The following is a 25,512-nucleotide window of genomic DNA, read 5'->3' on the forward strand; positions in this document are numbered from 1 at the left end:
GCCTCATACGCCTCATACACCGCAATCGCCACAGTATTCGACAGATTCAGGCTTCGACTGTTCGCCCGCATCGGCAAGCGCAACCGCTGCTCTTCCGGAAGCGCATCAAGCACCTCCCCAGGCAACCCAGCCGTCTCACACCCAAACAACAACGCATCCCCTTCAACGAAACGCGCATCCACATGCGCGACCCGCCCGCGCGTGGAAAACGCAAACACACGTGGCTGCCCGATGCTCTCTAGGCAGCTGGCGAGATCGTCATGCACAGCCAGCTGCGCGTATTCGTGATAGTCCAGGCCTGCACGGCGCAGGCGGGCATCGTCCAGCTCGAAGCCCAGGGGGCGGATCAGGTGCAGCGAGGCGCCGGTGTTGGCGCACAGCCTGATCGCGTTGCCCGTATTGGGGGGTATTTCCGGTCGGTAGAGGATGACATGCAGCATCCGGCCATTATCAGGTCTGTCCGTGGACCCGTAAAACAGTGAGCGTCCTTGCTCAGCCGTTGGAGAGCCGCGGGCACACCACGCCGTCGGGCGGCAGCGCGCAAGCGGTCGGGGCAATCAGTTGGCCGGCGCTGCCGGCGGCGGCGAGGCGAATGGCTTCGGGGGAAGCGTTCACCATGGCACCCAGCACGAGTCCGCAAACCAGCAGGCAGGCAACGAAAAGGCCGCGCAGCATCAAGGCTTCGAATTTCATGATCATGTCTCCGATGAAAGGTGGGGTAGTCCTGCACGGTACATATGGCAAGCCCCGTGCCAAGCCTTTCTGTCGGGTCAAGTGGCTGTTACTACGAGGAATTTTGTTGGTCGGTGAGTAGGCGTGAGCTGTCCGCGGACAGCGACCGGGCGTGGCCGGACAACTGCGGACACCTGTCCGGAGGTCCTGCACGCCGCCCCGTCATGATCTTGCGTCGAACGAAGCTCGACGGCGGTTGTCCACCATGCCATTGGTCATTTGCCAAGGTTCCGGGCCGTGGCTAGCCTCGGAATGTTCATTCGTCAAAAAAAACAGGAGTGTCGTGATGGCAAGAAAGCCCCTCGCCCTACTCGTTGCAGGAGTGCTCAGCATGTCCGCCGGCCTGCCCGCGATCGCGCTGCCTCAGGCGGCCGCTGCCGAATCCACGCAAGCAGTTCCGGATATCGCCTTTACCCGCTTCACGCTGCCCAACGGGCTCACCGTGGTGGTGCATGAGGACCACAAGGCACCGGTGGTCGCGGTAAGCATCTGGTACCACGTGGGTTCGGGTGATGAGCCCAAGGGCAAGACCGGCTTCGCGCACCTGTTCGAGCACCTGATGTTCTCCGGCTCGGAGAATCACAAGGGCACGTATTTCCAGCCGTTCGAGCTGGCCGGCGCCACCGACATGAATGGCACCACCTGGTTTGACCGCACCAACTACTTCGAAACCGTGCCGACCACCGCGCTCGACATGGCGCTCTGGATGGAGTCGGACCGCATGGGCCACCTGCTCGGCGCGATCGGCCAGAAGGAACTCGACACCCAGCGCGGCGTGGTGCAGAACGAGAAGCGCCAGGGCGAAAACCGTCCCTACGGTCGCGTGGACCAGAACATCCTGTCCAACACCTATCCGGGCAACCATCCCTACCAGCACGACACCATCGGCTCGATGGCCGATCTCAACGCCGCCTCGCTGGGCGATGTGAAGCAGTGGTTCCACGATTACTACGGCGCTGCCAACACCACCCTGGTGCTGGCTGGCGACATCACCGTGGCGGAAGCCAAGGCCAAGGCCGAGAAGTATTTCGGCGACATCCCCGCCGGCCCGCCGGTGCCGCGCCAGCAGGCGTGGATCACGCCGCTCACCAAATCCACCCGCGGCATCCAGCATGACCACGTGGCGCAGCCGCGCATCTATCGCACCTGGGTGGTGCCGCAGCTGGGCACGGACGATGCGATCCAGCTCGACCTCGCCTCCACCGTGCTCGGCGGCGGCAAGACTTCGCGCCTGTATCAGCGGCTGGTCTACCAGGACAAGCTGGTCGATGACGTGTCCGCCAGCATTTCGCCGTTTGCGCTGGCCAGCCAGTTCCAGATCCAGGCCGACATCAAGGACGGCGTGGACCAGGCCAAGGTCGAGGCTGTCATCGCCGAAGAGGTGAAGAAGTTCCTCGCCGAAGGCCCCACGGCCGACGAACTGGAACGCGCCAAGATCGGCAACCGCGCCGGCTTCGTGCGCGGCCTGGAAAAGGTCGGCGGCTTCGGCGGCAAGGCTGTGATTCTGGCGGAAGGTCAGGTGTATCGCGGTGATCCGGGTGCCTACAAGAAGGACCTGGAACGCGCCAATGCCGCCACTCCGGGCAGCGTCAAGGCTGCTGCCGACAAGTGGCTCAGCAAGGGCGATTACCTGCTGACCGTGCTGCCCGCCGGCAACGACTTCAATCCCGACAGCGAAGACGCCAAGGTGGTCGCGCTGGGCCCGCAGCCTGATCGCCCAGCCGCCAAGATGCCGGCCAAGCACGAATACACCGTGGCCAAGAGCGACATCGACCGCAGCAAGGGCGTGCCGCAGGTGTCGCAGTTCCCGGACCTGAAATTCCCGGCGCTGGAACGCGGCAAGCTCAAGAACGGCATCGAAGTGATCCTGGCCGAGCGCCATACCATTCCGGTGACGCATGTGCAGCTGATGTTCGACGCGGGCTACGCGGCCGACCAGGGCCACAAGCTCGGCACCGCCAGCTTCACCACCACGCTGATGAACGAGAGCACCAAGGATCTCGACTCGGTGGAAGTGGCCAAGCGCAAGCAGCGCCTGGGTGCGATCACCCGCATCGGTTGCGGGCTGGACTCGTGCTCGGCCTCGCTCAATGCCTTGAACGACCAGCTGCAGCCGTCGCTGGCCTTGTTCGCCGACATCGTGCGCAACCCGGCGTTCAAATCCGAGGACATCGAACGCATCCGCGGCCAGTGGCTGGCCGGCATCGCGCAGGAAAAGACCCAGCCCACCGCGCTGGCCCTGCGTACCCTGCCGCCGCTGCTCTACGGCGCCAATCACGCCTATGGCATCCCGTTCACCGGCTCGGGTACGGAAGCTGCCATCAAGTCGATGCAGGCATCGGACCTGTCCACTTTCCAGAACGACTGGTTGCGTCCGGACAACGTCAAGATCCTGGTCGCCGGCGACACCACGCTGCAGCAGATCATCCCGCAGCTCGATGCCGCCTTTGGCGACTGGAAGGCGCCGTCCAGCGCCGTGCCGAAGAAGAACATCGCCACGGTGGCCGCCCAGCCCAAGCCGCGCGTGTTCCTGATCGACAAGCCCGATGCACCGCAGTCGCTGATCCTGGCCGGCCTGCTGGCGCCGTCCAGCAAGGCGCCGAACGAGCTGTCCATCGACGTGGCCAATGGCGCGTTCGGCGGCAGCTTCACCTCGCGTCTCAACATGAACCTGCGCGAGGACAAGCGCTGGGCCTATGGCGCCTTCAGCTTCATGCGCGATGCGATCGGTCAGCGTCCGTTCCTGATGTACGCCCCGGTGCAGACCGACAAGACCGCTGAATCCGCGCACGAAGTGGCCAAGGAAGMCAACGAGGTGATCGCTGCGCGTCCGCTCACCGAGCAGGAAGTGAACAAGATCAAGGACTCCAACGTGCGCGGCCTGCCGGGCAGTTTCGAGACCGGCTCGGAGGTGCTCAGCGCGTTGAGCGAGATCGTCCAGTACAACCGTCCGGACGATTACGTGCAGACGCTCAAGGCCCGCACCGAAGCGGTGACCCAGCCCGATGCCGAAAGCGCGATCAAGGAAATCGTCCAGCCCAAGGCGCTGACCTGGGTGATCGTGGGTGATCTGAAGAAGATCGAGCAGCCGGTGCGTGCGCTGAATCTTGGCGACGTGCAGGTGATCGACGGCGACGGCAAGCCAGTGGCGTCCAAGCCGTCGAAGTAAGCGTGAGATTGAGGGATGCGCTGACCTGATCGGCGTGGGCGGCATGACATTCAGAAGGCCGCCAAGTTGTGAGGCGCGGTGAAGCGCAGGCTGGTTGCCTGTGCAAGCCGTGCATCGCGGCTTGGGGGCCTTCTGGATGTCACCGGAGGCCGGCTCTGCCTGCCCGCAGCTGTGTGCCGCGCCGATTCGACAGGCACCCAGCCTGCCTTCATCGTCGCAACACACAGCTGCGGGCAGGCAGAGCCGGTGACGCCCACGCCGATCAGGTCAGCGCATCCCCTATGGGGAGCTGTTCACGTCCCCGGGTTAGGATGGAGGCCGGGCGGGAAACCGCCTGGCCTTTTCATTTCCATCATGTTGCGGAGCTGCTCATGCGTAAGACCCTGCTGTTGCTCGTTCCCATCGCGCTGCTTGGCGCGTGCACCTATGGCATCACGCTCGACGACGCCGGGAAGAACGTCCGTACGGCGTGGAGCGGCGATGTGTCTTCCTGCCGTGACCTGGGCAAGGTCACCGTGTCCGTGATGGATCACGTCGGCCCCATCGATCGCAACGACATCAAAGTGCGCGACGAGCTGGAAGTGATGGCGCGCAACGAGGCGGCCAAGATGCACGCCGATACCATCAAACCGATGGGCGAACCCACCGACGGCTCGCAGCCGTGGGGCGCCTACCAGTGCGGCAATGCCCAGCTGGCGCCGTCGGCCCGTCCGGCCAACCCGACGAATCCGAATCCGAATCCGGCGCCGAACGGCACCGCGCCGGGTGGGTTCGAGACTTACCCTGCCAAGGGCAACTGAGCCGCGTCGAGCGCGCGCTCAGTTCGCAACAGCGCCTCGGCCATCGCCGAGGCGACGGGCGAACCACTCGCCAGCTTTACCTCGAAGGCGCCCTCGTGGCGCCTTTTTCACGCGCGCCGTCCGACGCTCTTGCATGCCATTCGGGGCGGGCATAAAATTCAGTTATATATATTACATATATGTACTAATTAATCGGGGCGCCATGAGCAGCTTTCTTCCGACCGAACAGCGTCTGACGGTGACCCGTCAGCGCTATCCCGCCTTTCCGCAGGACCCGGCCGTGCTCATCCGGTTGATCCGGCACATCTTCAAGCGCGTGAACGACGACGCCAACGCGATGCTGCGCCCGTACGGCATCAATCATCCGCAATACAACCTGTTGATGATGATCTACGGCACCGAGGGCAATGCGATGCATCCCACCGAGCTGGCCGACGCGGCGGGCGAGAAGCTGGCCAACATCACGCGACTGACCAACGAGCTGGCCGACAAAGGTCTGATTGCACGCAACGCCAGCGACGAGGATCGTCGCAAAATCACGCTCACTTTGACTGACGAAGGCTTCGCGCTGATCGAAAGCTTCCTGCCCGATGTCTGCGCGATGCTGGAATGGCAGGTGGAAGGCATGTCCCAGCGCGATGTGGGGCAGCTGGAGCGTCTGCTCAAGAAGTTTCTCGATCAACTGGAGCGTGCCTGACCATGTCGGCGATGCCTGGCGACCTCGCCTCCTGGCGCAACCCGCCGTGGTTGCGCGATTTCGCCGCCGAAGAGGGCCAGGCCTGGATCTTCGTGGTGAAGAGCCTGATCGCGTTCTATCTCGCGGCATGGCTGACGATGGTGTTCCAGCTGGAGCAGCCCGCGACCACGATGATCACCGTGGCCATCGTGATGCATCCGCAGAGCGGCACGGTGCTGGCCAAGAGCTTCTATCGCGCCCTGGGCACCTGCACCGGCAGCCTGTTCGGCGTGTTGCTGATGGCGGCGTTCCCGCAGCAGCGCGAACTGTTCCTGCTCAGCTTGTCGATCTGGGTGGCGCTATGCGCCGGCGGCGCGGTGCTCTACCGCAACTTCATGTCCTACGGCTTCGTGCTCGCCGGCTATACGGCTTTCATCGTGGTGCTGCCGGCGATCGATCATCCGACGGCAGTGTTCGATTCGGCGGTGGGTCGCGTGAGCGAGGTGATGCTCGGCATCATCGTCTCCGGCCTGGTCAGTGACGTGGTCCTGCCGGTGCGTTTGCGCGACGTGCTTCGACGCATCTCGCGCGAGCATTACCAGCACTTCATCGATTTCGCGCGCGGCAGCCTGGGCGGCGCCATTCCGCGAGAGGACATGGAGAACGCGCATCTGCGCTTCGTGCGTGCGGCGGTGCAGATCGAGGATTTGCGCTCCTCAGTGATCTTCGAGGACCCCGAGGTGCGCGCGCGCAGCAGCCGCATGCAGTTGCTCAATCTGCGCTATATGGCAGCGGCCACCAGCTTCCAGTCGCTGCACCATCTGATCAATCGCCTGCAGCGCAGCAACCACCCGCGCACGGCGGCGGCGCTGATCAAACTCTATGGTCCCATTGGCAAGGCGCTCAGCCCTGATCCTTCCGAAAAGCCGATGCCGCGTTTGCTGGCGACGCGCATCGAGGCCTGCGAAGCGGAGCTGCCGGTGCTCGCGGCCAAGTTGCGCGAAGATCTGCGGCAGGATCCGAATCTGCTGCTGGAATTCGACAGCGGCACCACCCTGGTGCGTCGCTTTGCTGCCGAGTTGCGCGACTTCACTTCACTGGAAGCAACCCTGCGTGAAACCCAGGGTGTGATCGGCGGCACCGTCGAGCGCGTGGACTTCAAGCGCGCCAACGATTACGCCTCGCCGCTGATTGCCATCGTGCGCACCTTCCTCACCATGGCCACGCTGAGCGTGTTCTGGATCGAAACCGGCTGGACCTTCGGCCTCAGTGCGCTGTTATTGGCCACCGTGTTCAGCGGTTTGCTGGCGACCTCGCCCATGCCGGTGCTGGCAACCGCCAACACCTGGGTGGCTTACGCGATCGGCTTGGTGGCCGCGTACTTCGTGGTATTCGAATTGATGCCGGGCAGCGATGGCTTCGTGATGCTGATCCTGGTGACCGCGCCACTGCTCGCGCTCGGGCCGTATCTCACCACGCGCAATGCCACTTTACCCGGTGTGGGCGCGGGTTACTCGCTGGGTTTCGTCTATATCCTGGCGCTCAAGAATCCGATGGTTTATGCGCCCGAGCGCTTCATCAACGACGGCATCGCCGCGCTGTTCGGCCTGATGGCGAGTGGCGCGGCCTTCATGATCATCCCGACCGTGATCGGTACGCAGTGGTTGCGCCGACGTCAGCTGGCGCAGTTGCGGCGGCAGGTGGTGTATGCCGCCACCGCACCGATGGATGGCATCCTGTATCGCTTCGAAAGCGTGAATCGCGATCTCTATCAGCAGATCGTGCAGTTCACCCGCCAGGGCAGCGAAGAGTCGCGCGCGCTGTTTTCCTGGGCGCTCGCCGTGCATGACAGTGGTCGCGCGGCGATCGAGTTGCGCCAGGACATGTTGCATACGGGCCTGCCGCCGCCGGTGAGGGAATCCATGCAATACGCCTTGGATGCCTTGGCGAAGCTTTACGACGCGCCCGACCAGGCGCGCTGGGCGGTGGCCGATGACGCCGTTGACCAGGCCATCACACTCACTACGCAGACACTGCCGCAGGCGCGGGCCAGCTGCCAGCCGGCGCTGGCGGACCTGCTGCAATTGCGCACGGCGTTGCGCGACGACGAGTCCGCGCTCGCACCCTACATCGTCAAGGCACCGGAGATCGCCCATGCCCCGTGAAGTCGCCCTTGCCGATGCCCTGGTACCGGGCTTGCTGTTGGTCTACCTGGGCTGCCTGCTGGTGCTGTGGGGTATCGACACCCTCATTGGCCGCTACGGCTTGTATCGCTACGTGTGGCATCCCTCCCTGTTTCGCGTTGCCGTGTTCTTCGTGCTGTTCGGCGCGGCTGGCCTGCTCCTATATCCCTGACCTATGAAACTCGAACCTCAAGCTGTGCTCCGTTTCGCCATCACGGCCGTCGTCGTGATCGTGGCCTTGCTGCTGTGCCATGCGCTGTGGCGGCACTACCTGTATGCGCCATGGACGCGCGATGGCCGCGTGCGCGCCGAAGTGGTGCGCATCGCGCCGGACGTCTCGGGCCTGGTCACGCGCGTGCCGGTGATCGACAACCAGGAAGTGAAGAAGGGCGAGGTGCTGTTCGAAATCGACCCGCAGCGCTTCCAGATCGCCGAACAGCAGGCCGAAGCCAACCTCAATGCTGCCAAGGCCGCTGCGCGCGCCGCCGGCGCGAACATCGACGCGGTGCTGGCCAGCGCTGCGGCACGCAAGGCCGAGTACGACATGCGCCAGGAGCAGGCACAGCGTCGCCAGGATCTGGCCGACGTGGTGCCGAAGGAAGAACGCACCGATGCCAAGTCCGCAGCCCTGACCGCGCGCGCCGTGTGGGAACAGGCGCAGGCCAGCGGCCATCAGGCCAATGCTTCGCGCGAACAAGCGGAAGCCGCGGTGGTGCAGGCGCAGGTGGCACTGGATCGCGCCAAGCTCGACCTGGAACGCACCGAAGTGCGTGCGCCGGTGGACGGCTACGTAACCAATCTTGATGTGCGTGTCGGTGACTATGCCGCGACCGGCAGCCCGCGCCTCGCGCTGATCGATCGCCATAGCTACTACATCTACGGTTACTTCGAGGAAACCAAGCTGCCGCATCTGCGCGTGGGTGATCCGGTGGACATTCGCATGTTGAGCGGCGGTATTCGCCTCAAGGGTCATATCACCGGCGTCGCGCGCGGCATTACCGATCGCGACAATCCGACCGGCCGCGATCTGCTGGCCGACGTCAATCCGACCTTCAACTGGGTGCGCCTGGCGCAGCGTGTTCCGGTGCGCGTCGACATCGATGAGTCCAGCGAGCCGAAGGGCCTGATCCTCTCGGCCGGCATGACGGTGAGCATCGACGTGCAGCCGCGCCGCGTGCTCGACAAGGAACGCTGAGGCCCGTGTAGGAGCGCACTTGTGCGCGACCGCTTGACGTGACCGTCACGGTAATCTGGCGGTCGCGCACAAGTGCGCTCCTACAAGATGGGGCTGGATTGCTAACATGGCCCCTATGAATCGACCGCTACCCTCGCCACGCAACCTTGCACGTCGACTGCTTTCACTGGGTCGGGGTCGCGGGCTCGACTTGTCCGGTCAGGTGAGTTTCACCGTGCCGGCAGAGGCCATCACCACGCTGGCGGGCCCGACCGAGTTTCGCGAAACGCTGCTTTCGCTGATTGCGCAGGCCAAGCGCCGCATCGTGCTGGTCGCGCTATATCTGCAGGACGACGATGCCGGTCGCGAAGTGATCGAAGCGCTGCATGCGGCGCGACGCGCACACCCTGATCTGTCGGTGGAGGTGTATGTCGACTGGCATCGCGCGCGTCGAGGCCTGATCGGCAAGGGCGACAGCGAGGGCAATGCTGCGATGTATCGCGAGTATGCGCAGCGCCTGGGCGAGGGCGTGGTCATTCGTGGCGTGCCGGTGCAGACGCGCGAGTTGTTCGGCGTCTTGCACCTGAAGGGCTTCATCGTTGACGACGCGGTGCTTTACAGCGGCGCCAGCCTCAACGATGTGTACCTGGCCAGGCACGGCCGCTATCGACTCGATCGTTATCACCTGATTCGTCACCGGGCGCTGGCCGACAGCATGGCCGGCTATGTCGATGCGCAGCTCCGCGGCAGCGACGCCGTGCCGCGACTGGATCGCCTGCCGCAACCGCGTACGCGTGACCTGCAGGAGCCGATCCGCCGCTTGCGCCAGTCGCTGCAGTTGGCGCAATACGGCGGCGCCAGTGAGGCGCCGCGCGATGGCGACGTCGCGGTGATTCCGTTGGCCGGTTTCGGGCGCAACGACAATGCGCTCAACGAAACACTACTGGCCCTGCTGCGTGGCGCGCAGCGGCGCGTGATCCTGCTGACGCCCTACTTCAACCTGCCGCGCCCCGTGCGCGTGGTGATCGGTCACTTGCTGCGCCGTGGTTGCCAGCTGGACATCATGGTCGGCGACAAGACGGCCAATGATTTCTACATCCCGCCGGAGCAGCCGTTCAGCCGCATCGGGATGCTGCCGTATCTGTATGAAGCGAATCTGCGTCGCTTCGCGCACGACCATCAGGGCGCCATCGACAGCGGCCAGTTGAACCTTTGGCTATGGCGTGACGGCGACAACACTTATCACCTGAAGGGTCTGTTGGTGGACGGGGAATTCGCCGTGCTGACCGGCAACAACCTCAACCCGCGTGCCTGGGCGCTGGATCTTGAGAATGGCCTGCTGTTGCGCGATCCCTCACGCAGGCTGTTGCCGCAGCACGAAGCCGAATGGCAGGCGTTGCGCAGGCATGCCACACGTCTGGCGCATTATCGCGACCTGCCAGGTGTGCGCAGCTATCCGCCGGAAGTGCGCAAGCTGCTGCGGCGCATGCGGCGCGTGCGGCTGGATCGGTTGGTGAATCGGCTGCTCTGAGTCGTCGCCTGTCCCTGTGGGAGCGCACCCTGTGCGCGACAACCTCACAGAGCGGGGACCACACGGCGCCGCGGTCGCGCACAAGGTGCGCTCGTACAAGTGAGAGGAGCGCCACCTATCGAAGTTCTTTTGTAGGAGCGCACTTGTGCGCGACCACCTACGAAGCGGGGACGATGCGACGCCGCGGTCGCGCACAAGTGCGCTCCTACAGAGAACATCGATGCTCAGCCCGCCAAACGCTCCAGCCGCAGCGCCAGCCAGCGCGATACATCCGGCCACTCGCTGTCGATCACGCTGAAGCACACCGTATTGCGCAAGCTGCCGTCGGGACGGCGCTTGTGATTGCGCAGGACGCCTTCGCGTTGCGCGCCCAGTCGCTCGATGGCGCGCTGGGAATCGAGGTTGCGATGGTCGGTGTGAAACTCCACCGCCACGCAGTTCCAGGTTTCGAAGGCATGCTGCAGCAACAGGCGCTTGCATGCGGTGTTGAGATGGCTCTTCTGCCAGCGCTTGGCGTACCAGGTGTAGCCGATGGCAACGCGGCGCGGGTCATCCACGTAGTCATAGAAACGCGTGCTGCCTACGATGTCGCCGCTGCTCTTCTCGCGCACCGCGAAGGGCAGCATCAGACCCGCCTGTTGGCCAGCCAGGGCCTTGGCGATGTAGCCGGTCGTCTCGCCGAGCCCGGGCGCGCTGGTGAACCACAGCTTCCACAGCTCGCCGTCCGCCGCCGCAGCCTCGAGGGCAGGGGCGTGGTCGGGGGCGAGGGGTTCGAGGGCGACGTAGGCGTCTTCCAGCAGGACAGGCGTCAGCGCGGGCATTGGTGCTCCGTGGGAGGTCTCAGGCGTCCAGATCGGGGATCAGCCTGCTTTCCAGCCGGGCGATGTGGTCCTTCAGCAGCAGCTTGCGCTTCTTCAGGCGCGTGATCTGAAGCTCGTCCCGGCTGAGCGACACGGCCAGGTGCTCGATGGCCACGTCGAGATCGCGGTGCTCTACGCGCAGCTCGGCCAGCAAGTGGGCAATTTCGGCTTGGTCCTGGACCTGCATGTCGGTGCGAATGGCTGGGGAAAACACACGCAGTGTAGCGCTGCGCGACCCAAAGAGACTGCCCCGGCCGGCCAGATCGTTACAATGGGAGGCCGTCCCGTTGCCCACCGATCATGTCCGCCCAGCCCGACGCCACCCGCAAGCAGCACTACGAGGCCACCAAGCTGGCCAAGCGCCTGCGCCATCAGGTGGGCCAGGCCATTGCCGACTTCAACATGATCGAGGAGGGCGACAAGGTCATGGTCTGCCTGTCCGGCGGCAAGGACTCCTACACGCTGCTGGACGTACTGCTGTCACTGCAGGCCAAGGCGCCGGTGCGGTTCGAGATCGTCGCGGTGAACCTGGACCAGAAGCAGCCCGGTTTCCCTGCCCACGTGCTGCCGCAATACCTTGCCGGGCGCGATGTGGCGTTCCATATCATCGAGCAGGATACGTACAGCACGGTCACCCGGGTCATTCCCGAGGGCAAGACCATGTGCAGCCTGTGTTCGCGCCTGCGCCGCGGCGCGCTGTATCACTGGGCGGCGGCCAACGGTGTCAGCAAGATCGCGCTGGGCCACCATCGCGACGACATCCTCGGCACCTTTTTCCTGAACCTGTTCTATCAGGCGCAGCTGAAGGCGATGCCGCCGAAGCTGCGTTCGGACGATGGCCGCCACGTAGTGATCCGCCCCTTGGCATACTGCAAGGAAAGCGATATCGCCGAGTACGCCCAGGCCAGGGAATTCCCCATCATCCCGTGCAATCTCTGCGGTTCGCAGGAAAACCTGCAACGCAAGGCGGTTAGGCGCATGATGGAGGACTGGGAGCAGACCCAACCCGGGCGCGCCGAGAACATTTTTCGCGCGCTGGGCAGTGTGCAGCCCTCCCAGCTCACCGATCGCAAGCTGTTTGACTTCGCCACGCTGGGCGCGCGCGAAGGTGTCGCCCGCGCCGATGCGCACGAGTGGCTTGCCGGTACGCCGGACGAGTCGTGACCTTCACCGAAAACCAGTCGAGTAACGCCGTGTCTCTCTTTGCATCCGTTGAAATGACCCCGGGCGATCCGATCCTGGGACTCACCGAGGCCTTCGTGGCCGACACCCGTCCGGGCAAGGTCAACCTGGGCGTGGGCATTTATTACGACGAGCAGGGCCGCATCCCACTGTTGCGCGCCGTGCAGCAGGTCGAGYAGCAGCTGGCGCTCGATGCCAAGCCGCGTGGCTACATCCCCATCGACGGCCTGCCGGCGTACGACCTCGCCACCCAGAAACTGGTGTTTGGCGAAGACTCGCCCCTGCTGGCCGCCGGCCGCGTGGCGACCTCGCAGACTGTCGGCGGCAGCGGCGCGCTGCGCGTCGGCGCCGACCTGCTCAAGCAGATCCTGCCGAGCGCGAAGATCGCCATCAGCAACCCGAGTTGGGAAAACCACCGCGTGGTGTTCGGCGCGGCCGGTTTCGACGTGCTGACCTATGCCTACTACGACGCCGCCACGCACGGCCTGGACTTCGCCGGCATGCTGGCGGACCTGGGCAAGCTGGAGCCGGGCACCGTCGTGCTGCTGCACGCCTGCTGCCACAACCCGACCGGCGTAGACCTCAATGCCGAGCAGTGGCAGCAAGTGGTGGACCTGGTGAAGGAGCGCGGCCTGCTGCCCTTCATCGACATGGCCTACCAGGGCTTTGACGAAGGCATCGACGCCGACGCCACCGCGGTGCGCCTGTTCGCCGCCTCCGGCATCGACGCCTTCGTGGTTGCCAACTCGTATTCCAAGTCGTTCTCGCTGTATGGCGAGCGCGTTGGCGCGTTGTCCATCGTGGGCAAGACGCGCGACGAAGCCTTSCGCGTGCAGTCCCTGGTCAAACGCACCATCCGCTCGAACTACTCCAGCCCGGCCACCCACGGCGGCCTGCTGGTCTCCACCGTGCTGGGCAGCGCCGAGCTCAAGGCCATGTGGGAGCAGGAGCTGGGCGAGATGCGCGAGCGCATCCACGCGATGCGTGCCGGCATGGTCGAGAGGCTCGCCGCGGCGGGTGCATCGCATTTCGGCTTTATCCAGGAGCAGGCTGGCATGTTCTCCTACTCGGGCCTCAGCAAGGCCCAGGTGGACCGCCTGCGCGCGGAGTACGCCATCTACGCCATCGGCACTGGCCGGATCTGCGTGGCGGCGTTGAACCGCGCGAATCTGGATACGGTGGTGAATGCGGTGGCTGCGGTCAGCCGCTGATCTAGCCCCAAGCCCTCCTATTCGTCATCCCGGCGCACGCCGGGATCCAGCGCCTCAGTGCGTGAGAAGGCGACGCGGCATCATCGATGCCCATCGCACCTGGATCCCGGCCCTCGTCGGGGTGACGGCAGAAAAAATACGGATACCGAATGTTCTTCCGCAATCTCACGCTGTTCCGCTTTTCCCCCGCCATTGCCGACGACCTGAACCGCCTCGACGAAGCGCTGGGCGACCATCGCCTGCGCCCCTGCGGCCCGCTGGAAATGGGCACCAAGGGTTTCGTGCCGCCGGTAGGTCGGGGCGATGAAGCCCCGCTCACCCACGCAGTGAATGCCTGCACCATGGTCACCGTGGGCGGTGAGGACAAGCTCCTCCCCGGTTCGGTGGTAAACGACGAACTTCACCGCCGTGTTCAGAAGATCGCCGAAGAAGAGGGCCGCAAGGTCGGTGGCCGCGAACGCAAGCGCATCAAGGAAGACGTGCTCAACGAACTGGTGCCGCGCGCCTTCATCCGCAGCTCCCGCCAGCGCGCCTACGTGGACAAGAAGAACGGCTGGCTGGTGCTCGATACCTCCAGCCGCAAGTCCGCCGAGAACACGCTGACGCAGATCCGCGAAGCGATGGGCAGCTTCCCGGCCGTCCCGCTGGCACCGGAAGAGGGCCCGCGCGTGCTCATGACCGACTGGCTGGCCAACGGCAACCTGCCGGCCGGGCTGGCGCTGGGCGACGAGGTGGAGCTGCGCGACCCGGCCTCCGCCACCGGCGCCATCGCCAAGTGCCGCCGCCAGGACCTCGATGGCGAGGAAGTGAAGGAGCATCTGCGCAACGGCAAGCAGGTGTTCCAGCTCGGTCTCACCTTCGATGAGCGCATGAGCTTCGTGCTTGGCGAGGACCTGATCGTGCGCAAGCTCAAGTTCCTGGACGTGATCACCGAGGAACTGGGCGACAGTCATCCCGACGCAGCCGCCGAGGCTGACGCGACCTTCACCCTGCTGACCCTCGAGGTCGAGCGCCTGCTGGGCAAGCTTGAGGAATGGTTCGGCCTGCCGCGTCCCGCTGAGGCCTGAGCCGCTCCGTTCAGGGTTTTCCGTCCCGACCGTACGGTCGGGACGGTCATCGCTTCGCCTTGCGAAGCCTGCATGCTCCCCCCACATTTCCTCTGGGACACTGGTCGTCCTTTGGAACTCGATCGGCCTGGACGCCAAGCAGTTAAGGCGGGGACATGACGCAGCATCTTGAAGGCGATTGGCTGGAACTGGCCACCGCGAGCGGCAGCACCATCCGTGTGCTCAAGGCCGCCCATCCGCGCGCGCGCCGGTTGCGGCTGACGGTCACGCCCAAGGGTGCGCGCGTGTCGTATCCGCATGGCACGCATCCGGCACAGGTGAGCGCGTTTCTGCGCCATCACGCTGACTGGCTGGAGCGCAAGCTCGACGAGTTGCATCTGATCGTGAAGCCCTTGCCGCCGCTGCGCGTGGGTACGCCCACGGAGTTTCCGTTGCGCGGCGAAACCGTGCAGCTCGATTGGGCGGAAGGTCCGTATCCGCGTGTCGAAGCCGGCGAGGGCACGCTCACCCTGGTGATCCCCCGACCGCATACGCGTGCGGTGCCGGTGGCGCGCGGCTTGCTCGCTTCGTATTTCGAAGCGCAGGTCCGTCGCGATGTGTCGCGCTGGCTGGCAGGTTATGTGCCGCAGCTGGGGCTGGCGCCTACGGCATTGCGCGTGCGGCCGATGAAGAGCCTGTGGGGCAGCCTGGACACGCGCGATCGCATCAACCTCGATCTCGCGCTGGCGCTGGCGCCGCCCAACGCCTTGAAGTACGTGCTCGCCCATGAGCTGTGTCACCTCAAGGTGCGCAGCCACGCGCCGCGTTTCTGGGCGCAGGTGGAATTGCTGTTCCCCGAATGGCGCGAGCAACGCGACTGGTTGCGCCTCAATGGCGCCTGGCTGAAGACCGAACTCGATCGTCTGATTGCCGACGTGGCGGACTGAGCTTTTCGTTTAACCCCTTTCCGGCATTCCCGGCGAATATGAAAGTATCGCCAACGGAAAGGACGCCATGTCGGCCGCCATCGCGCCATCAACGGACTGGACGCAAGCTTGCGAGCTGGCGCTTGCGCATCTGCAGCAGCAACTGTCGCAACCGCACGCCGGCCAAGTCACCGACAGCTCATCGCTGAGCGACGCCGAATGCATGCAGCGCTATCGCAACGGCGATGTGCACGCCTTCCGCATCCTCTATGCACGCTATCGCGAGAAGCTCCATCGCTATGCGTTGCGCCTGGCGGGTAAATCCAGCGAGGCCGAAGAAGTGTTCCAGGACGTCTGGATGGCCGTGGTGCACGGCAAGGAACACTTTCAGCCCGAAGCTTCGTTCGCCGCATGGTTGTTCGGCATCGCGCATCGTCGTGCGGCGGATCGCTGGCGCACGCTGGGTCGGCATGCGCCTGATGCGATCGATCCCCATGGACAGGAAGAGGACGCGCTCGAGCACCATGCCGCGCCGCTGCTGCATGCGCCCGACCGTCATCTGCACAACGACGCGCTGGGCAAAGCCTTGGTCGCCGCCGTCAAGGCGCTGCCGCTGCCGCAACGCGAAGCGTTCCTGATGAAGGCCGAAGGCGAACTCAGCCTCGAGGATATCGCCATAGCCACCGGCACTACGCGCGAAACGGTGAAGAGCCGCCTGCGTTATGCGCAGCAGAAATTGCGGGAGGCTTTGCAGCCATGGCGATGACCGATGAGATGGATGACCTGTTGCTGCTTTATCGCCAGGCCTCGCGTGAGGCGCCAACGCCGCTGATGGATGCGCGCATCCTGCGTGCCGCCAACCGGGCCTCCGTGTTTCGCCGCTGGAACCGGCACGCGGCGTGGCCTGCCGCTATTGCCGCGGCAGTGCTGCTGTGGGCCGCCTGGCAAGGCCATCCCCATCCGCCGACAAGCACGGCCATCCCCATGGCGGGCTACGACGCCGGTGCATCGCGCGCCGAGTTGCTGCAGATGGATGTCACGCCTCCCGGCGGTGAGCTCGATCGTTTTCTGTTGAACGTCAGCAGTACCCACTCTCCCTCCACGACAAGGAATGCCCCATGAAAAAGCTGCTCGCAACCGCCGTGCTGTTTGCTGCCGGCCTCGSCGGCGCCGCGCATGCCGCCGCGCCTCCCGGTTGGTTCGTCTACGTCAACGGGACGGCTGCCACCGACTTTGAAACCGGCACGGAATCGTCGACCCGCACGTCAGGCGCGACCAGCGCGTTTCTTCGCGCCACCACCGACAACCACGGTTTCGCAACGTTGATGCAGACCGTCGGCGCCACCGCGTATCAAGGCAAGCGCGTGCGGTTCTCCGGTTACCTGCGCACCAGGGACGCGGGCAAGGGACAGCTGTGGATGCGCGTCGACGGCGCGGACAAGAAGCCCGCGGCATTTGACAACATGGAAGATCGCGCACCGCAAGGCGACAAGCCGTGGCAGCGCTTCGAGGTGGTGCTCGACGTGCCCGGCAATGCCCGCGACATCGCCTTTGGCCTGCTGCTTCAGAACCGCGGCGAGGTATGGGCTGATGGCCTCGCCTTCGAGGTGGTCGACCCGAGCGTGCCGACCACCGGCAGCCAGCCGCATGCCTTGCCGGCAGCGCCGGTCAATCTGCAATTCGCCAGGTAAGTACGGGCCCGTCTGCGCAGGGACGCGCGGCGGGCCATCTTGCGCGTACGCGACCAAGGGTGGAACCTGAGTGCTCACCGGGGACTCAGGGGGAGTGACATGGAGCTGCCGATCGGTCCGTTCATCAAGACCATGTGGCTGATCTTTACGCTGTACTGGTTGTGGGGCTGGCGTCGGGTCAAGGGAGCGCAGCGCAAGGAGCCGATCCTGCCGCGCCTGCTCAAGTACTGGTTGCCGCTGATCATTGCCATTGCGCTGATTGGACCCGGCGACTGGTTTCGCGGCACGTGGCTGGGCACGCGCATGTATCCGGCTGGCGATGCAGTGGCGGTACTCGGTGCGCTGCTTACCATGCTCGGTGTCGCGTTCGCCTGCTGGGCGCGTTACGTGCTCGGACGCAACTGGAGTTCGGTGGTGCAGGTGAAGAAGGATCACGAGCTGATCCAGAGTGGCCCTTATCGCTGGGTGCGCCATCCGATCTACACCGGTCTGCTGCTGGCCTTCTTCGGCACGGCGATGGCCATCGGCGAATGGCGCGGCGCGATCTGCGTGGTCATCGTCGCCGTGTCGTTCTGGTTCAAGCTGAAACTTGAGGAGCGCTGGATGCGCGAGAACTTCGGCGCGGCTTACGAGAGCTATATGCAGCGCACCAAGGCGCTGATTCCGGGCGTGCTGTAGAACAGCGCTAGACGGCCGGATGACGCAAAGCCATCCGGCGATACTGAGCTTAGTGCGACAGCGTGAACTGCGTAAGGATGCGCGCCGTCTCGTCCGGCTTCTCCATGATCGGCATGTGATTGCAGCCGGTCATCGTGCTGGTGCTGATGGCGGCGGCGTTCTTCAGGCCGTTGCGCAGGCTGTCGAGCGCAGAGATGTCGACGATCTTGTCGTCATGGCACCACAGGCCGAGCACCGGCATGCCGAGCTTGTCGAGGCGGTTCTGCAGCGACAGATACTGCGACGGGTCGCGCAGCTCGTTGAAAGTCTGGTTGATGAAGGCGCGGTTTTCCTGGTTGCGCTTGATCAGCACATCCTGGAAACGACCGGGAATATCCAGCGGCTTGGCAAATGCCCAGGCAGTGGCCTTGGCGAATTGCTCGCGATTGTCGAAGGCGAACAGGTTTTTGCCAGCGAGAGCTTCGCGCGAGAATTCGTTTTCGTTGGTCTTCAGGCCGAACGAATCGAGCAGGGCGAGTTCGGCGACATGCTCGGGGTGCTCGGCGGCGAAGACGCCGGCGATGGCGCCGCCCATCGAATGACCGATCAGCACGACTTTCGGCAAGTTCAGCGCATCGACAAAGCCCTGCAGGCGCGCCACTTGCGCGTCAATGTTGTAGCTGGCGCCCTCGACGCGCGAGGACTCGCCCCAGCCCGGCAGATCGGGCGCGATCACGTGGAAATGCGGCGTCAGCAATTCCATCTGCTTGAGCCACACTTCCTTGCTCGCGGCAAAACCGTGCAGCATCAGCAGGGTCGGACCCTGGCCACCTTCGTAGTACACCCACTTGGTGTCGCCGACCTGCACCGAGTGCTTCTCGACATGCGCGGCCATCATCTGGCGCTTGATGTCGGCGCTCATCAGCCACTGTGGTGCGAACAGGTACGAGCCACCCAGCACCACGACCAGCAAACCGGCCACGTAGCCGAGGAATTTTAGCCGGCGCAGGGCCAGTCGCTGCCAGAGCGGGCGCGTGGGAGCGGGCGTGGTGGTCGTCGCTTTCTTGGAAGTCATGGGTGAACCAATGGTGGGGATCGCAGCTATCGATGGCGTCGCGCGCCTCCCTTTGCAAGGAGGCGCGCGCGGAACTTACTTGCTGGCGCCCTTGTTCGCCTTGGCGAACACGGATTCCACAGCTTCCTGCGTCAACGGGTGATAACCGCTCTTGGCTTTCGCATAAACCTGCTGCGCATAAGCCAGGCCTTCCGGCGACTTCACGAAGGCCTTGTACAGCGGCATGGTGAGGTAGAGACGGCCGATGCGCGTCATGTGCTCGGCAGCGGCCGGCCACACGTCCTTGTCGCCCGCAGCGATGGCATGGCTATACCAGCGCATGCCGATCTCGGCGTTGGGCGTACCGGTGAGATGCCAGGCAGCGTCGATCTGCTTGATCTTGTCCAGCGGCGTCACGTCCGGCAGGCCGTCGAGGAAGTACATCCATTCCTGCGTGTTCCAGCTCTTCGCGTCGAGCTTGTCGGCGGCGAGCGAGCCGGCAAGGAAGGAGGCGCGTTCCTTGTCGATCGCGTTGAAGCGCGGCGAATCGGGCAGCGGTGCATCCTTGGGAATGCCCGGTTCATACACCCACTGCTGCACGTCGGCCCAGCTCATCTTGCCCGGGTTCTTGTCGAACAGATTGGCCTTGAGGTAATCGAGCATCTGTTCGGTGTCGATGCTCTGGAACGCGAAGTGCGCGAAATAGCCCTTCAAATAGGCATCGAACGTGTCTCGGCCAAAGCGCTGCTCAAGCGTGCGAAGGAACCAGCTGCCCTTGTCGTACGGCACTTCGGAGATCGAATCGTCGGCGCCGATGCCGGGCTTGGGTGCGAGGCGCTGCGCGTTCGGTGCAATGGTCTTGTCCCGGATGGACTTCTCCAGGCCGCGCGCGGAAATCAGCGCTTCCTCGTCGGCCAGCGTCTTGCCGTACACCGCTTCGGTAATGCGGCCCTGCACGTAGGTGGTGAAACCTTCGTTGAGCCAGATGTCGCGCCACGCGGCGCTGGTGACCAGGTTGCCCGACCACGAGTGGGCGAGCTCATGCGAAATCACCGAGACCAGGCTCTTGTCGCCAACCAGCAGGGTCGGCGTGGCGAAGGTCATGTTCGGGTTTTCCATGCCGCCGAACGGGAACGACGGCGGCAGCACGAGCAAGTCATAGCGACCCCACGCATACGGGCCGTAGAGCGACTCGGCGGTCTTGATCAGCTTCTCGGTGTCTTCAAATTCCTTGGCGGCCTTGCCGACCACGCTGGGTTCCGCATAGACGGCCGAACGCGGACCGGTTTCCTTCGCTGCGATATCGCCCGCCGCGATCGCCAGCAGGTAGGAGGGAATCGGGTGCGGCTGGTTGAAGGTGAAGTCGCCGTTCAACGGATGGTTCGCGTCGTTGATCGCGCTCATCACCACGCGCACGTCCTTCGGTGCGGTGACGTGGGCGTCATAAGTGAAACGGATCGCCGGCGAATCCTGCAGCGGCACCCAGGAGCGCGCGTGGATGGATTCGGACTGCGAGAACATGAAGGGCAGTTTCTTGTCCGCCGTCTGTTCCGGCGGCAGCCACTGCAGGCCCGAGGCGGTCGGCACGGTCGAATAGACGATGCGCACCTGCGAGGGATGCTGCGGCGCGGCGATGGTGAGCTTGCTGCCCAGCTCCTTGTCGCGCGGCGCCAGCGCGTACTTCAGCGCGCTGGTCTTGCCCGCGGCGTCAACCGCTTCGATGCGGGCGATCTTCAGGTCGCGCGTATCGAGCACCAGCGACTGCGCCTTGGCGTCCTTCCAGTCCAGCTTCAGCGTGGCCTTGCCATCGAGCTGCTTGTGCGGAAAGTCGACCTTCAGATCCAGATCCAGATGCGTCACGCGGACCTGGTCGGGCTGGGCATAGGAATGCGGGTCGGCGGCGAAGGCGCTCAGCGGCAGCGCGAGGGCGCCGAAGGCGAGGAGGTGGAACGGGCGCATCGGGGAGGCTCCAAAAGCAGGAAGGGGGAGTATGCCATTGGAGGGTGAGGGGGCGCGGGTGTGGGAGGTCACCCTGGGGGCGGAGGTTTGGCTCCTTCTCCCCTTTGGGGAGAGGGTTGGGGTGAGGGGTCAACCTTGCCTCGTTGTCTGGAGGTGCCTCAGTCTTCTTTTGCCCGTCATCCCGGCGCAGGCCGGAAGTGCTTCACAACTGCCGAATGGCTGGTCATTCAGTAGCTTCGGTCTTCGATTGTCGCGATATCGCGACCTGGCTCGCCTGCCGCGGGCTTCCGTGCCGCTGCCGCGGCCCGGGTCACTTTTCTTTGCTTGCCCAAAGAAAAGTAACCAAAAGAAAGGGCCCCCCGGATGACGCGCCTTCCGGGCCTGCGGCCCTCCAGGTGCGCGGTCGGGTTACGGGGTTTTTCGACAGGACATCCCTGTCCTGTCGAAAAACTGGCCGCWTCCATGCGGCCACCCTYCGGGCTTTCCTCCACCCGCCCGCCGCGTCATACGGGGACCCCGGGGATCAAGAGCCGGATCAARRGCYGAACAACGCGACGTTGYTGGGYCAAGCAGCTCCCTTGTAGGAGCGCACTTGTGCGCGACCMRCCAACGGAGCGRTRCACCYCAGCGCTGCGGTCGCGCACAAGTGCGCTCCTACAAGGGTTGACGCGCGTCCGTGGATGGTGATCAACGTTGCCGAGCGCCACTTTTTTTGTGGGAGCGCACCCTGTGCGCGACAAACCTACGGAGCAATACACCCAGGCGTGGCTGTCGCGCACAGGGTGCGCTCCCACAGACGAGCCGTTGCGGTGGAAGCGAGGGTTTGCGTTAAGTCATCATCGCTGTGAGGCGCTGCGCGAACACCGGTCTTTTCCCGAAGGACGGACCGCTTCAACACCGAGCGACAATCAATGCGTCGACGTCGCCGGCGCCGGTGCGCGGTGGCCTTGCTGCATCGACTTCACGTAGTCGACCACATCCTGCTTGGACACCACGCCGCGGTGCTCCTTGTCGATCGCATCGAAGTGCGCGCGGATGAACGGGACGGGGCCTTTCTCGGCCTCTTCCTTGGTCAGCAGTCCATCCTTGTTCTTATCCGCGATGTCGAAGTTCTTCAGCCGATTCTGGGCGTCGTTGGCGATATTGCCCAGGCCCGATTGCGCTTGGGCGGCCGTGGCGGCGAAGGCGGCTAGGGTGGCGATGATCAGAACTGTCTGGCGCATGGCGTGACTCTCTCCCTGAATGACGGGCGGAGTATGTCACCGGGGATGTGAGTGGTTCGTTCGGGTGATCGCCCGATGTGGCGTCGTCGCAGCAGCTCTTGTGGGAGCGCACCCTGTGCGCGACACGCCCCGCCGCTGGCAGGGATTGGCGCGCACAGGGGAGATTTACGCGCTGAAGTCGAGGGCGTTGGTGAGGTCGCCGGGCGGCGGTCCGCCGGCGGCGATCATGGCTTGTTCGCGCATGCTCAGGCCGGGCAGCTTTTCGAGGCCGAAGCGGCGGGTGAGGAAGCGCGCGATCGAGCCGGTGTCGTAAATCGTATGGTCGACGTGGCCCTTCCTGGCATGCGGCGACACCACGATGGCGGGGACGCGTGAACCCGGTCCCCAACGATCGCCCTTGGGCGGTGCGACGTGGTCCCACCACCCGCCGTTTTCGTCGACGGTGATCACCACCATGGTGTGCTTCCACGCGGGCGACTTCTGCATCGCGTCGACGATCGCCATGACGTGGCGGTCGCCGGTATCCACATCCGAATAACCGGCGTGCATGTTCAAGTCGCCCTGTGGCTTGTAGAAGCTCACGGCGGGCAGGCGATTGGCTTCGATGTCGGCGAGGAAGCGATTGGTCTTGGAGGTTTCGCCCACGCCGCCATCGCGCAGATGCTTGGTGCGCGCTTCCGTGCCGGGTGCGAAGCTCTTGAAATAGTTCAGCGGCTGATGATGGATCTGGAAATTCGGGCGCTGCGGGAACTGGTGTTCGTCGCCGTCGCCCTTGCCGTCGAGCGCCAGCTGCCATGCACCCGCGTACCACGCCCACTCGACGCCGGCGGCGGAAAGCACGTCGCCGATGTTCTTGTGGACTTGTGGCGGCAGCGTGTTCGGGCTGTCTTCGGAGGCCAGCAGCGGATTCGTGCCTGACTGCGTGCTGGTCGGCTGGTACGGTGGCATCATGGTGTTCACGGCCCAGAAGTCGGGCGTGAGCTGGCTGCGCGAGGCGTACTTGGGCTTGCCATCCATCGCGCTGCGCGGTGAATCGTCGGCCAGCTTCAGGCGCGTATCGTTCGCCTTGCCGCTTTCGGTCACCGCGATGTTGAACTGTGCGGGGCTCTTGTCCGCGTTCGGATAGAACGGCGGTTGCGCGGCCACCAGGTACTGGTGATTGAGGAACGAGCCGCCGAACGTACCCATGAACCAGTTGTCGCACAGCGTGTACTGCCGCGCGAGCTGCCACAGGCGCAGGTTCGAGGCGCTGTCGTCGTAGTGGCCCATCACCATCGCGCCGGTATCGCCCCAGGCGACGAAGCCATCGTTCTTGCCGCCGTTGATCTGGCGCTGGTTGTCGTAGAACGCGTGCACGAGATCGCGCGTCACCACGCCATGCGGCAGCGGCTCGCCATCGCCCGTGCGCAGTGCCCACGGTGCGTTCGGCAAACCGGTGAGGTGATCCTGCATCACCTGGTAGTCGCGGTGATTCACCGTCTGTTTGTGGGGCGCCAACCCATGCCAGATCGGCGGCAGCTCTTTCAGCACGGCGCCGTCGCGGTCGCGCTGCAGGTATGACTCGGGCTTCAGCGTGCTGAGCGGCTGCTCCACGCCCGGGAAATTGGCGAACAGGTTGTTGAAGCTGCGGTTCTCCAGATAGATCACCACGACCTGCTGGATTTCCTTGCGCAGCATGGCGTCGATGGCAGCGGGTGCGGCTGGCGACGCCGACGGCTGTGCGGCCGCGGCCAATCCCTCCGTGCCACCGAGCGCGAGCGCGGCGCCGCCCAGCGCGATGCCGCCAAGCAGGCGGCGTCGCGAGGGGTCTTGCGGTGTTTCGTCAGTGGATTCGGGGGAAGGCGGGGGAGGCTGTTTGGTCACGGTGCGGCGTCGTCGTAGAAGCGGGACAGATCGGCCTTGGTTTGCTGCAAGGACGTCTGGTCAAGATAAATCATGTGACCCGAAGGATAAAAACCGAACGTGACGTTTTTGCGTTCGGCCGCTTCCAGCCCCAGATGCGTGAGGTCGAACTCGGTCGCGTAGAACGGCGTGGCCAGATCGTAATAGCCGTTCGCCGAGAACACCTTCAGGTGCGGGTTGCGACGCATCGCATCGCCCAGGTCGTCGCCCACGTAGGTCGCCTGCAGCCAGCCGCCGTTCTTCTTGCGCTTCCAGTCCCAGTTCTTGCCGATGGCGCCATAGTTGTTGGGCAGGTAGGCGCGATCGTCGGAGAACTTCAGTTCCGTGGTGGCGTACTGGTTGAACACGGCGACATAGGCGCCGGTGATCGCATCGCTGGCGGTATCGCCGTCGGGCGTCTCGCCGGCGGCATCCGGATCGATACCCTGGAAACGGCCATCCAGACGTCCGACGGTGAGGCGTTCGTTGCGCAGCAGCTCCTTGCGGAAGCGGCTGGGGCTGACGCGCAGGTTGGCTTCCTTGATGTACTGCGGCGACAGGCCGAGATAGCGGCTCATCTGGCCGGCAACGCGATCGGCCTCTGCCGGATCGATGGTGTCGCCCTTGGCCAGCGCCAGCGTGTAGTCGCCCGAAGCGAAACGGCGCACTTCCGCGAGGAATGTGCCGATATCGGCCGGCTTGTTCGGCACCTTGTTGTGGTACCACGCAATCGCCGCTTCGGTGGGCAGGTTCACGATGTAGCCGTGGTCGATGCCCGGCGCCGCCACGGAGAAATCGAGGATCGACGACATCAGCACGACGCCGTTGAATTCCATGCCCGCTTCCTGCAGCGATTTCACCAGCACCGCGGAACGCGTGGTGCCGTAGCTTTCGCCGAACAGGAATTTCGGCGAATTCCAGCGGTTGTTGACGCTCACATAGCGCGTGATGAACTTGGTGAACGCCTCGGCATCCTGGTCCACGCCCCACACGTCCTTGCCTTCGGTCTTGCCGGCGAGCTGCGAGTAACCCGTGCCCGGTGCGTCGATGAAGACGAGATCGCTCTTGTCGAGCAGGCTTTGATCGTTGGGCACCCAGCGATATGGCGCCGGCGGAATCGGCTTGTCGCCGTCGTTGGCCACGCGCACCGGTCCGAACGAACCCATGTGCAGCCACATGGACGAGGAGCCCGGGCCGCCGTTGTAGAAGAACGTCACCGGACGCTTGCTGTTTTTGCCGCCATCGGCGGTGTACGCGACATAGAAGAAGCTCACCGTCGGCTTGCCCTTGTCGTCGCGGATGGTGAGGCGACCGGCGGTGGCGGTGTAGCTGATGGTGCGATTGCCGACGCGCACACTGTGCTTAGTCACTACGCTGCGCTCGGGCGGCGTGGGCTGCGCGTTTTCGTCGGCGTTCTTGTCTTTGTCCTTGTCGCCGTGTTCGGACTTGGGCGCGTCCTTGGGTGTGTCGGCCGCGTGCAGCGGCAGGGTGCCCAGGGCGAGCATGGTGGCGAGGGCGAGCGTAGCGAGGTGAGGCTTGCGCATGTCAGTTCGTCTC

The 25,512-nt window shown here is 64.5% G+C and carries 24 protein-coding genes; 15 read left to right on the top strand and 9 right to left on the bottom strand.

What is annotated here, in order from left to right; genetic code table 11:
* A partial coding sequence (locus AC1DMG_RS07600; RefSeq protein ID WP_477180363.1) for a tRNA (cytidine(34)-2'-O)-methyltransferase occupies positions 1 to 440 on the bottom strand: 440 nt, incomplete at its 3' end.
* Positions 441 to 492: 52 nt separating this feature from the next.
* Positions 493 to 693, bottom strand: a complete 201-nt coding sequence (locus AC1DMG_RS07605) for a hypothetical protein (RefSeq protein WP_046972488.1) — start codon at positions 691 to 693, stop codon at positions 493 to 495.
* Between the two features lie 325 nt (positions 694 to 1,018).
* On the opposite strand from AC1DMG_RS07605, the gene AC1DMG_RS07610 reads away from it, so the two are divergent.
* The 7 genes from AC1DMG_RS07610 to pssA all read left to right on the top strand — a co-directional run bounded on the left by AC1DMG_RS07610 (position 1,019) and on the right by pssA (position 10,265).
* Positions 1,019 to 3,901 carry a M16 family metallopeptidase gene (locus tag AC1DMG_RS07610; RefSeq protein WP_477180364.1) on the top strand — a complete coding sequence of 961 codons (2,883 nt, stop codon included), beginning with the start codon at positions 1,019 to 1,021 and terminating at the stop codon, positions 3,899 to 3,901.
* A gap of 371 nt (positions 3,902 to 4,272) precedes the next feature.
* Positions 4,273 to 4,701, top strand: coding sequence for a DUF4156 domain-containing protein (locus AC1DMG_RS07615; RefSeq protein WP_441601987.1), 429 nt, complete (start codon positions 4,273 to 4,275; stop codon positions 4,699 to 4,701).
* 202 nt (positions 4,702 to 4,903) lie between these two features.
* Positions 4,904 to 5,398, top strand: coding sequence for a MarR family transcriptional regulator (locus AC1DMG_RS07620; RefSeq protein ID WP_441601988.1), 495 nt, complete (start codon positions 4,904 to 4,906; stop codon positions 5,396 to 5,398).
* A 2-nt stretch (positions 5,399 to 5,400) separates the two neighbouring features.
* Positions 5,401 to 7,542 (top strand): FUSC family protein, encoded by a 2,142-nt coding sequence (locus AC1DMG_RS07625; protein WP_477178527.1) that lies wholly within the window; start codon positions 5,401 to 5,403, stop codon positions 7,540 to 7,542.
* The gene (locus tag AC1DMG_RS07630) at positions 7,532 to 7,732 is read left to right on the top strand and encodes a DUF1656 domain-containing protein (RefSeq protein WP_441601990.1); all 201 of its coding nucleotides are present in this window, start codon (positions 7,532 to 7,534) and stop codon (positions 7,730 to 7,732) included. The genes AC1DMG_RS07625 and AC1DMG_RS07630 overlap by 11 nt, the downstream gene beginning before the upstream one ends.
* A 3-nt stretch (positions 7,733 to 7,735) precedes the next feature.
* Positions 7,736 to 8,755, top strand: a complete 1,020-nt coding sequence (locus tag AC1DMG_RS07635) for an HlyD family secretion protein (protein ID WP_441601991.1) — start codon at positions 7,736 to 7,738, stop codon at positions 8,753 to 8,755.
* Positions 8,756 to 8,870: 115 nt separating this feature from the next.
* Complete coding sequence (gene pssA / locus AC1DMG_RS07640) at positions 8,871 to 10,265, top strand: CDP-diacylglycerol--serine O-phosphatidyltransferase (RefSeq protein WP_441601992.1); 1,395 nt, start codon at positions 8,871 to 8,873, stop codon at positions 10,263 to 10,265.
* A 224-nt stretch (positions 10,266 to 10,489) separates the two neighbouring features.
* Here the strand turns inward: pssA and AC1DMG_RS07645 are convergent, their stop codons facing one another.
* Positions 10,490 to 11,086 carry a GNAT family N-acetyltransferase gene (locus AC1DMG_RS07645; protein ID WP_441601993.1) on the bottom strand — a complete coding sequence of 199 codons (597 nt, stop codon included), beginning with the start codon at positions 11,084 to 11,086 and terminating at the stop codon, positions 10,490 to 10,492.
* 19 nt (positions 11,087 to 11,105) lie between these two features.
* The gene (locus tag AC1DMG_RS07650) at positions 11,106 to 11,312 is read right to left on the bottom strand and encodes a YdcH family protein (protein ID WP_046972478.1); all 207 of its coding nucleotides are present in this window, start codon (positions 11,310 to 11,312) and stop codon (positions 11,106 to 11,108) included.
* Positions 11,313 to 11,425: 113 nt separating this feature from the next.
* Here AC1DMG_RS07650 and ttcA point away from each other — a divergent pair, with 113 nt between their 5' ends.
* The 8 genes from ttcA to AC1DMG_RS07690 all read left to right on the top strand — a co-directional run bounded on the left by ttcA (position 11,426) and on the right by AC1DMG_RS07690 (position 17,859).
* Positions 11,426 to 12,289 (top strand): tRNA 2-thiocytidine(32) synthetase TtcA, encoded by an 864-nt coding sequence (gene ttcA / locus AC1DMG_RS07655; protein WP_441601994.1) that lies wholly within the window; start codon positions 11,426 to 11,428, stop codon positions 12,287 to 12,289.
* A gap of 29 nt (positions 12,290 to 12,318) precedes the next feature.
* Positions 12,319 to 13,518: an amino acid aminotransferase gene (locus tag AC1DMG_RS07660; RefSeq protein ID WP_477180366.1), complete on the top strand. Its 1,200-nt coding sequence runs from the start codon at positions 12,319 to 12,321 to the stop codon at positions 13,516 to 13,518.
* A 149-nt stretch (positions 13,519 to 13,667) separates the two neighbouring features.
* On the top strand, positions 13,668 to 14,585 hold the full coding sequence (locus tag AC1DMG_RS07665; protein WP_441601995.1) for a recombination-associated protein RdgC: 918 nt from the start codon (positions 13,668 to 13,670) through the stop codon (positions 14,583 to 14,585).
* 155 nt (positions 14,586 to 14,740) lie between these two features.
* Complete coding sequence (locus tag AC1DMG_RS07670) at positions 14,741 to 15,511, top strand: M48 family metallopeptidase (protein WP_441601996.1); 771 nt, start codon at positions 14,741 to 14,743, stop codon at positions 15,509 to 15,511.
* Between the two features lie 67 nt (positions 15,512 to 15,578).
* Complete coding sequence (locus tag AC1DMG_RS07675) at positions 15,579 to 16,256, top strand: sigma-70 family RNA polymerase sigma factor (RefSeq protein ID WP_441601997.1); 678 nt, start codon at positions 15,579 to 15,581, stop codon at positions 16,254 to 16,256.
* Positions 16,247 to 16,612 carry a hypothetical protein gene (locus AC1DMG_RS07680; protein ID WP_441601998.1) on the top strand — a complete coding sequence of 122 codons (366 nt, stop codon included), beginning with the start codon at positions 16,247 to 16,249 and terminating at the stop codon, positions 16,610 to 16,612. Before AC1DMG_RS07675 ends, AC1DMG_RS07680 begins: the two co-directional genes overlap by 10 nt.
* Positions 16,609 to 17,181, top strand: a complete 573-nt coding sequence (locus AC1DMG_RS07685; RefSeq protein WP_477179532.1) for a hypothetical protein — start codon at positions 16,609 to 16,611, stop codon at positions 17,179 to 17,181. Before AC1DMG_RS07680 ends, AC1DMG_RS07685 begins: the two co-directional genes overlap by 4 nt.
* Before the next feature lie 99 nt (positions 17,182 to 17,280).
* Entirely contained in the window at positions 17,281 to 17,859 is a 579-nt protein-coding gene (locus AC1DMG_RS07690; protein WP_441602000.1) for a methyltransferase family protein, read from the top strand.
* 49 nt (positions 17,860 to 17,908) lie between these two features.
* Here the strand turns inward: AC1DMG_RS07690 and AC1DMG_RS07695 are convergent, their stop codons facing one another.
* The 5 genes from AC1DMG_RS07695 to AC1DMG_RS07715 all read right to left on the bottom strand — a co-directional run bounded on the left by AC1DMG_RS07695 (position 17,909) and on the right by AC1DMG_RS07715 (position 25,499).
* Positions 17,909 to 18,913, bottom strand: a complete 1,005-nt coding sequence (locus AC1DMG_RS07695; protein WP_441602001.1) for an alpha/beta fold hydrolase — start codon at positions 18,911 to 18,913, stop codon at positions 17,909 to 17,911.
* A 75-nt stretch (positions 18,914 to 18,988) separates the two neighbouring features.
* Positions 18,989 to 20,851, bottom strand: a complete 1,863-nt coding sequence (locus AC1DMG_RS07700) for a M1 family metallopeptidase (protein WP_441602002.1) — start codon at positions 20,849 to 20,851, stop codon at positions 18,989 to 18,991.
* Positions 20,852 to 21,759: 908 nt separating this feature from the next.
* Positions 21,760 to 22,074, bottom strand: a complete 315-nt coding sequence (locus AC1DMG_RS07705) for an EF-hand domain-containing protein (RefSeq protein ID WP_441602003.1) — start codon at positions 22,072 to 22,074, stop codon at positions 21,760 to 21,762.
* A 165-nt stretch (positions 22,075 to 22,239) separates the two neighbouring features.
* Positions 22,240 to 23,937 (bottom strand): acid phosphatase, encoded by a 1,698-nt coding sequence (gene acpA, locus AC1DMG_RS07710; protein ID WP_441602004.1) that lies wholly within the window; start codon positions 23,935 to 23,937, stop codon positions 22,240 to 22,242.
* Positions 23,934 to 25,499, bottom strand: a complete 1,566-nt coding sequence (locus AC1DMG_RS07715) for a S10 family peptidase (protein WP_441602005.1) — start codon at positions 25,497 to 25,499, stop codon at positions 23,934 to 23,936. The genes acpA and AC1DMG_RS07715 overlap by 4 nt, the downstream gene beginning before the upstream one ends.
* Positions 25,500 to 25,512: the final 13 nt, after the last annotated feature.

Source organism: Dyella sp. 01N36, assembly GCF_056399745.1.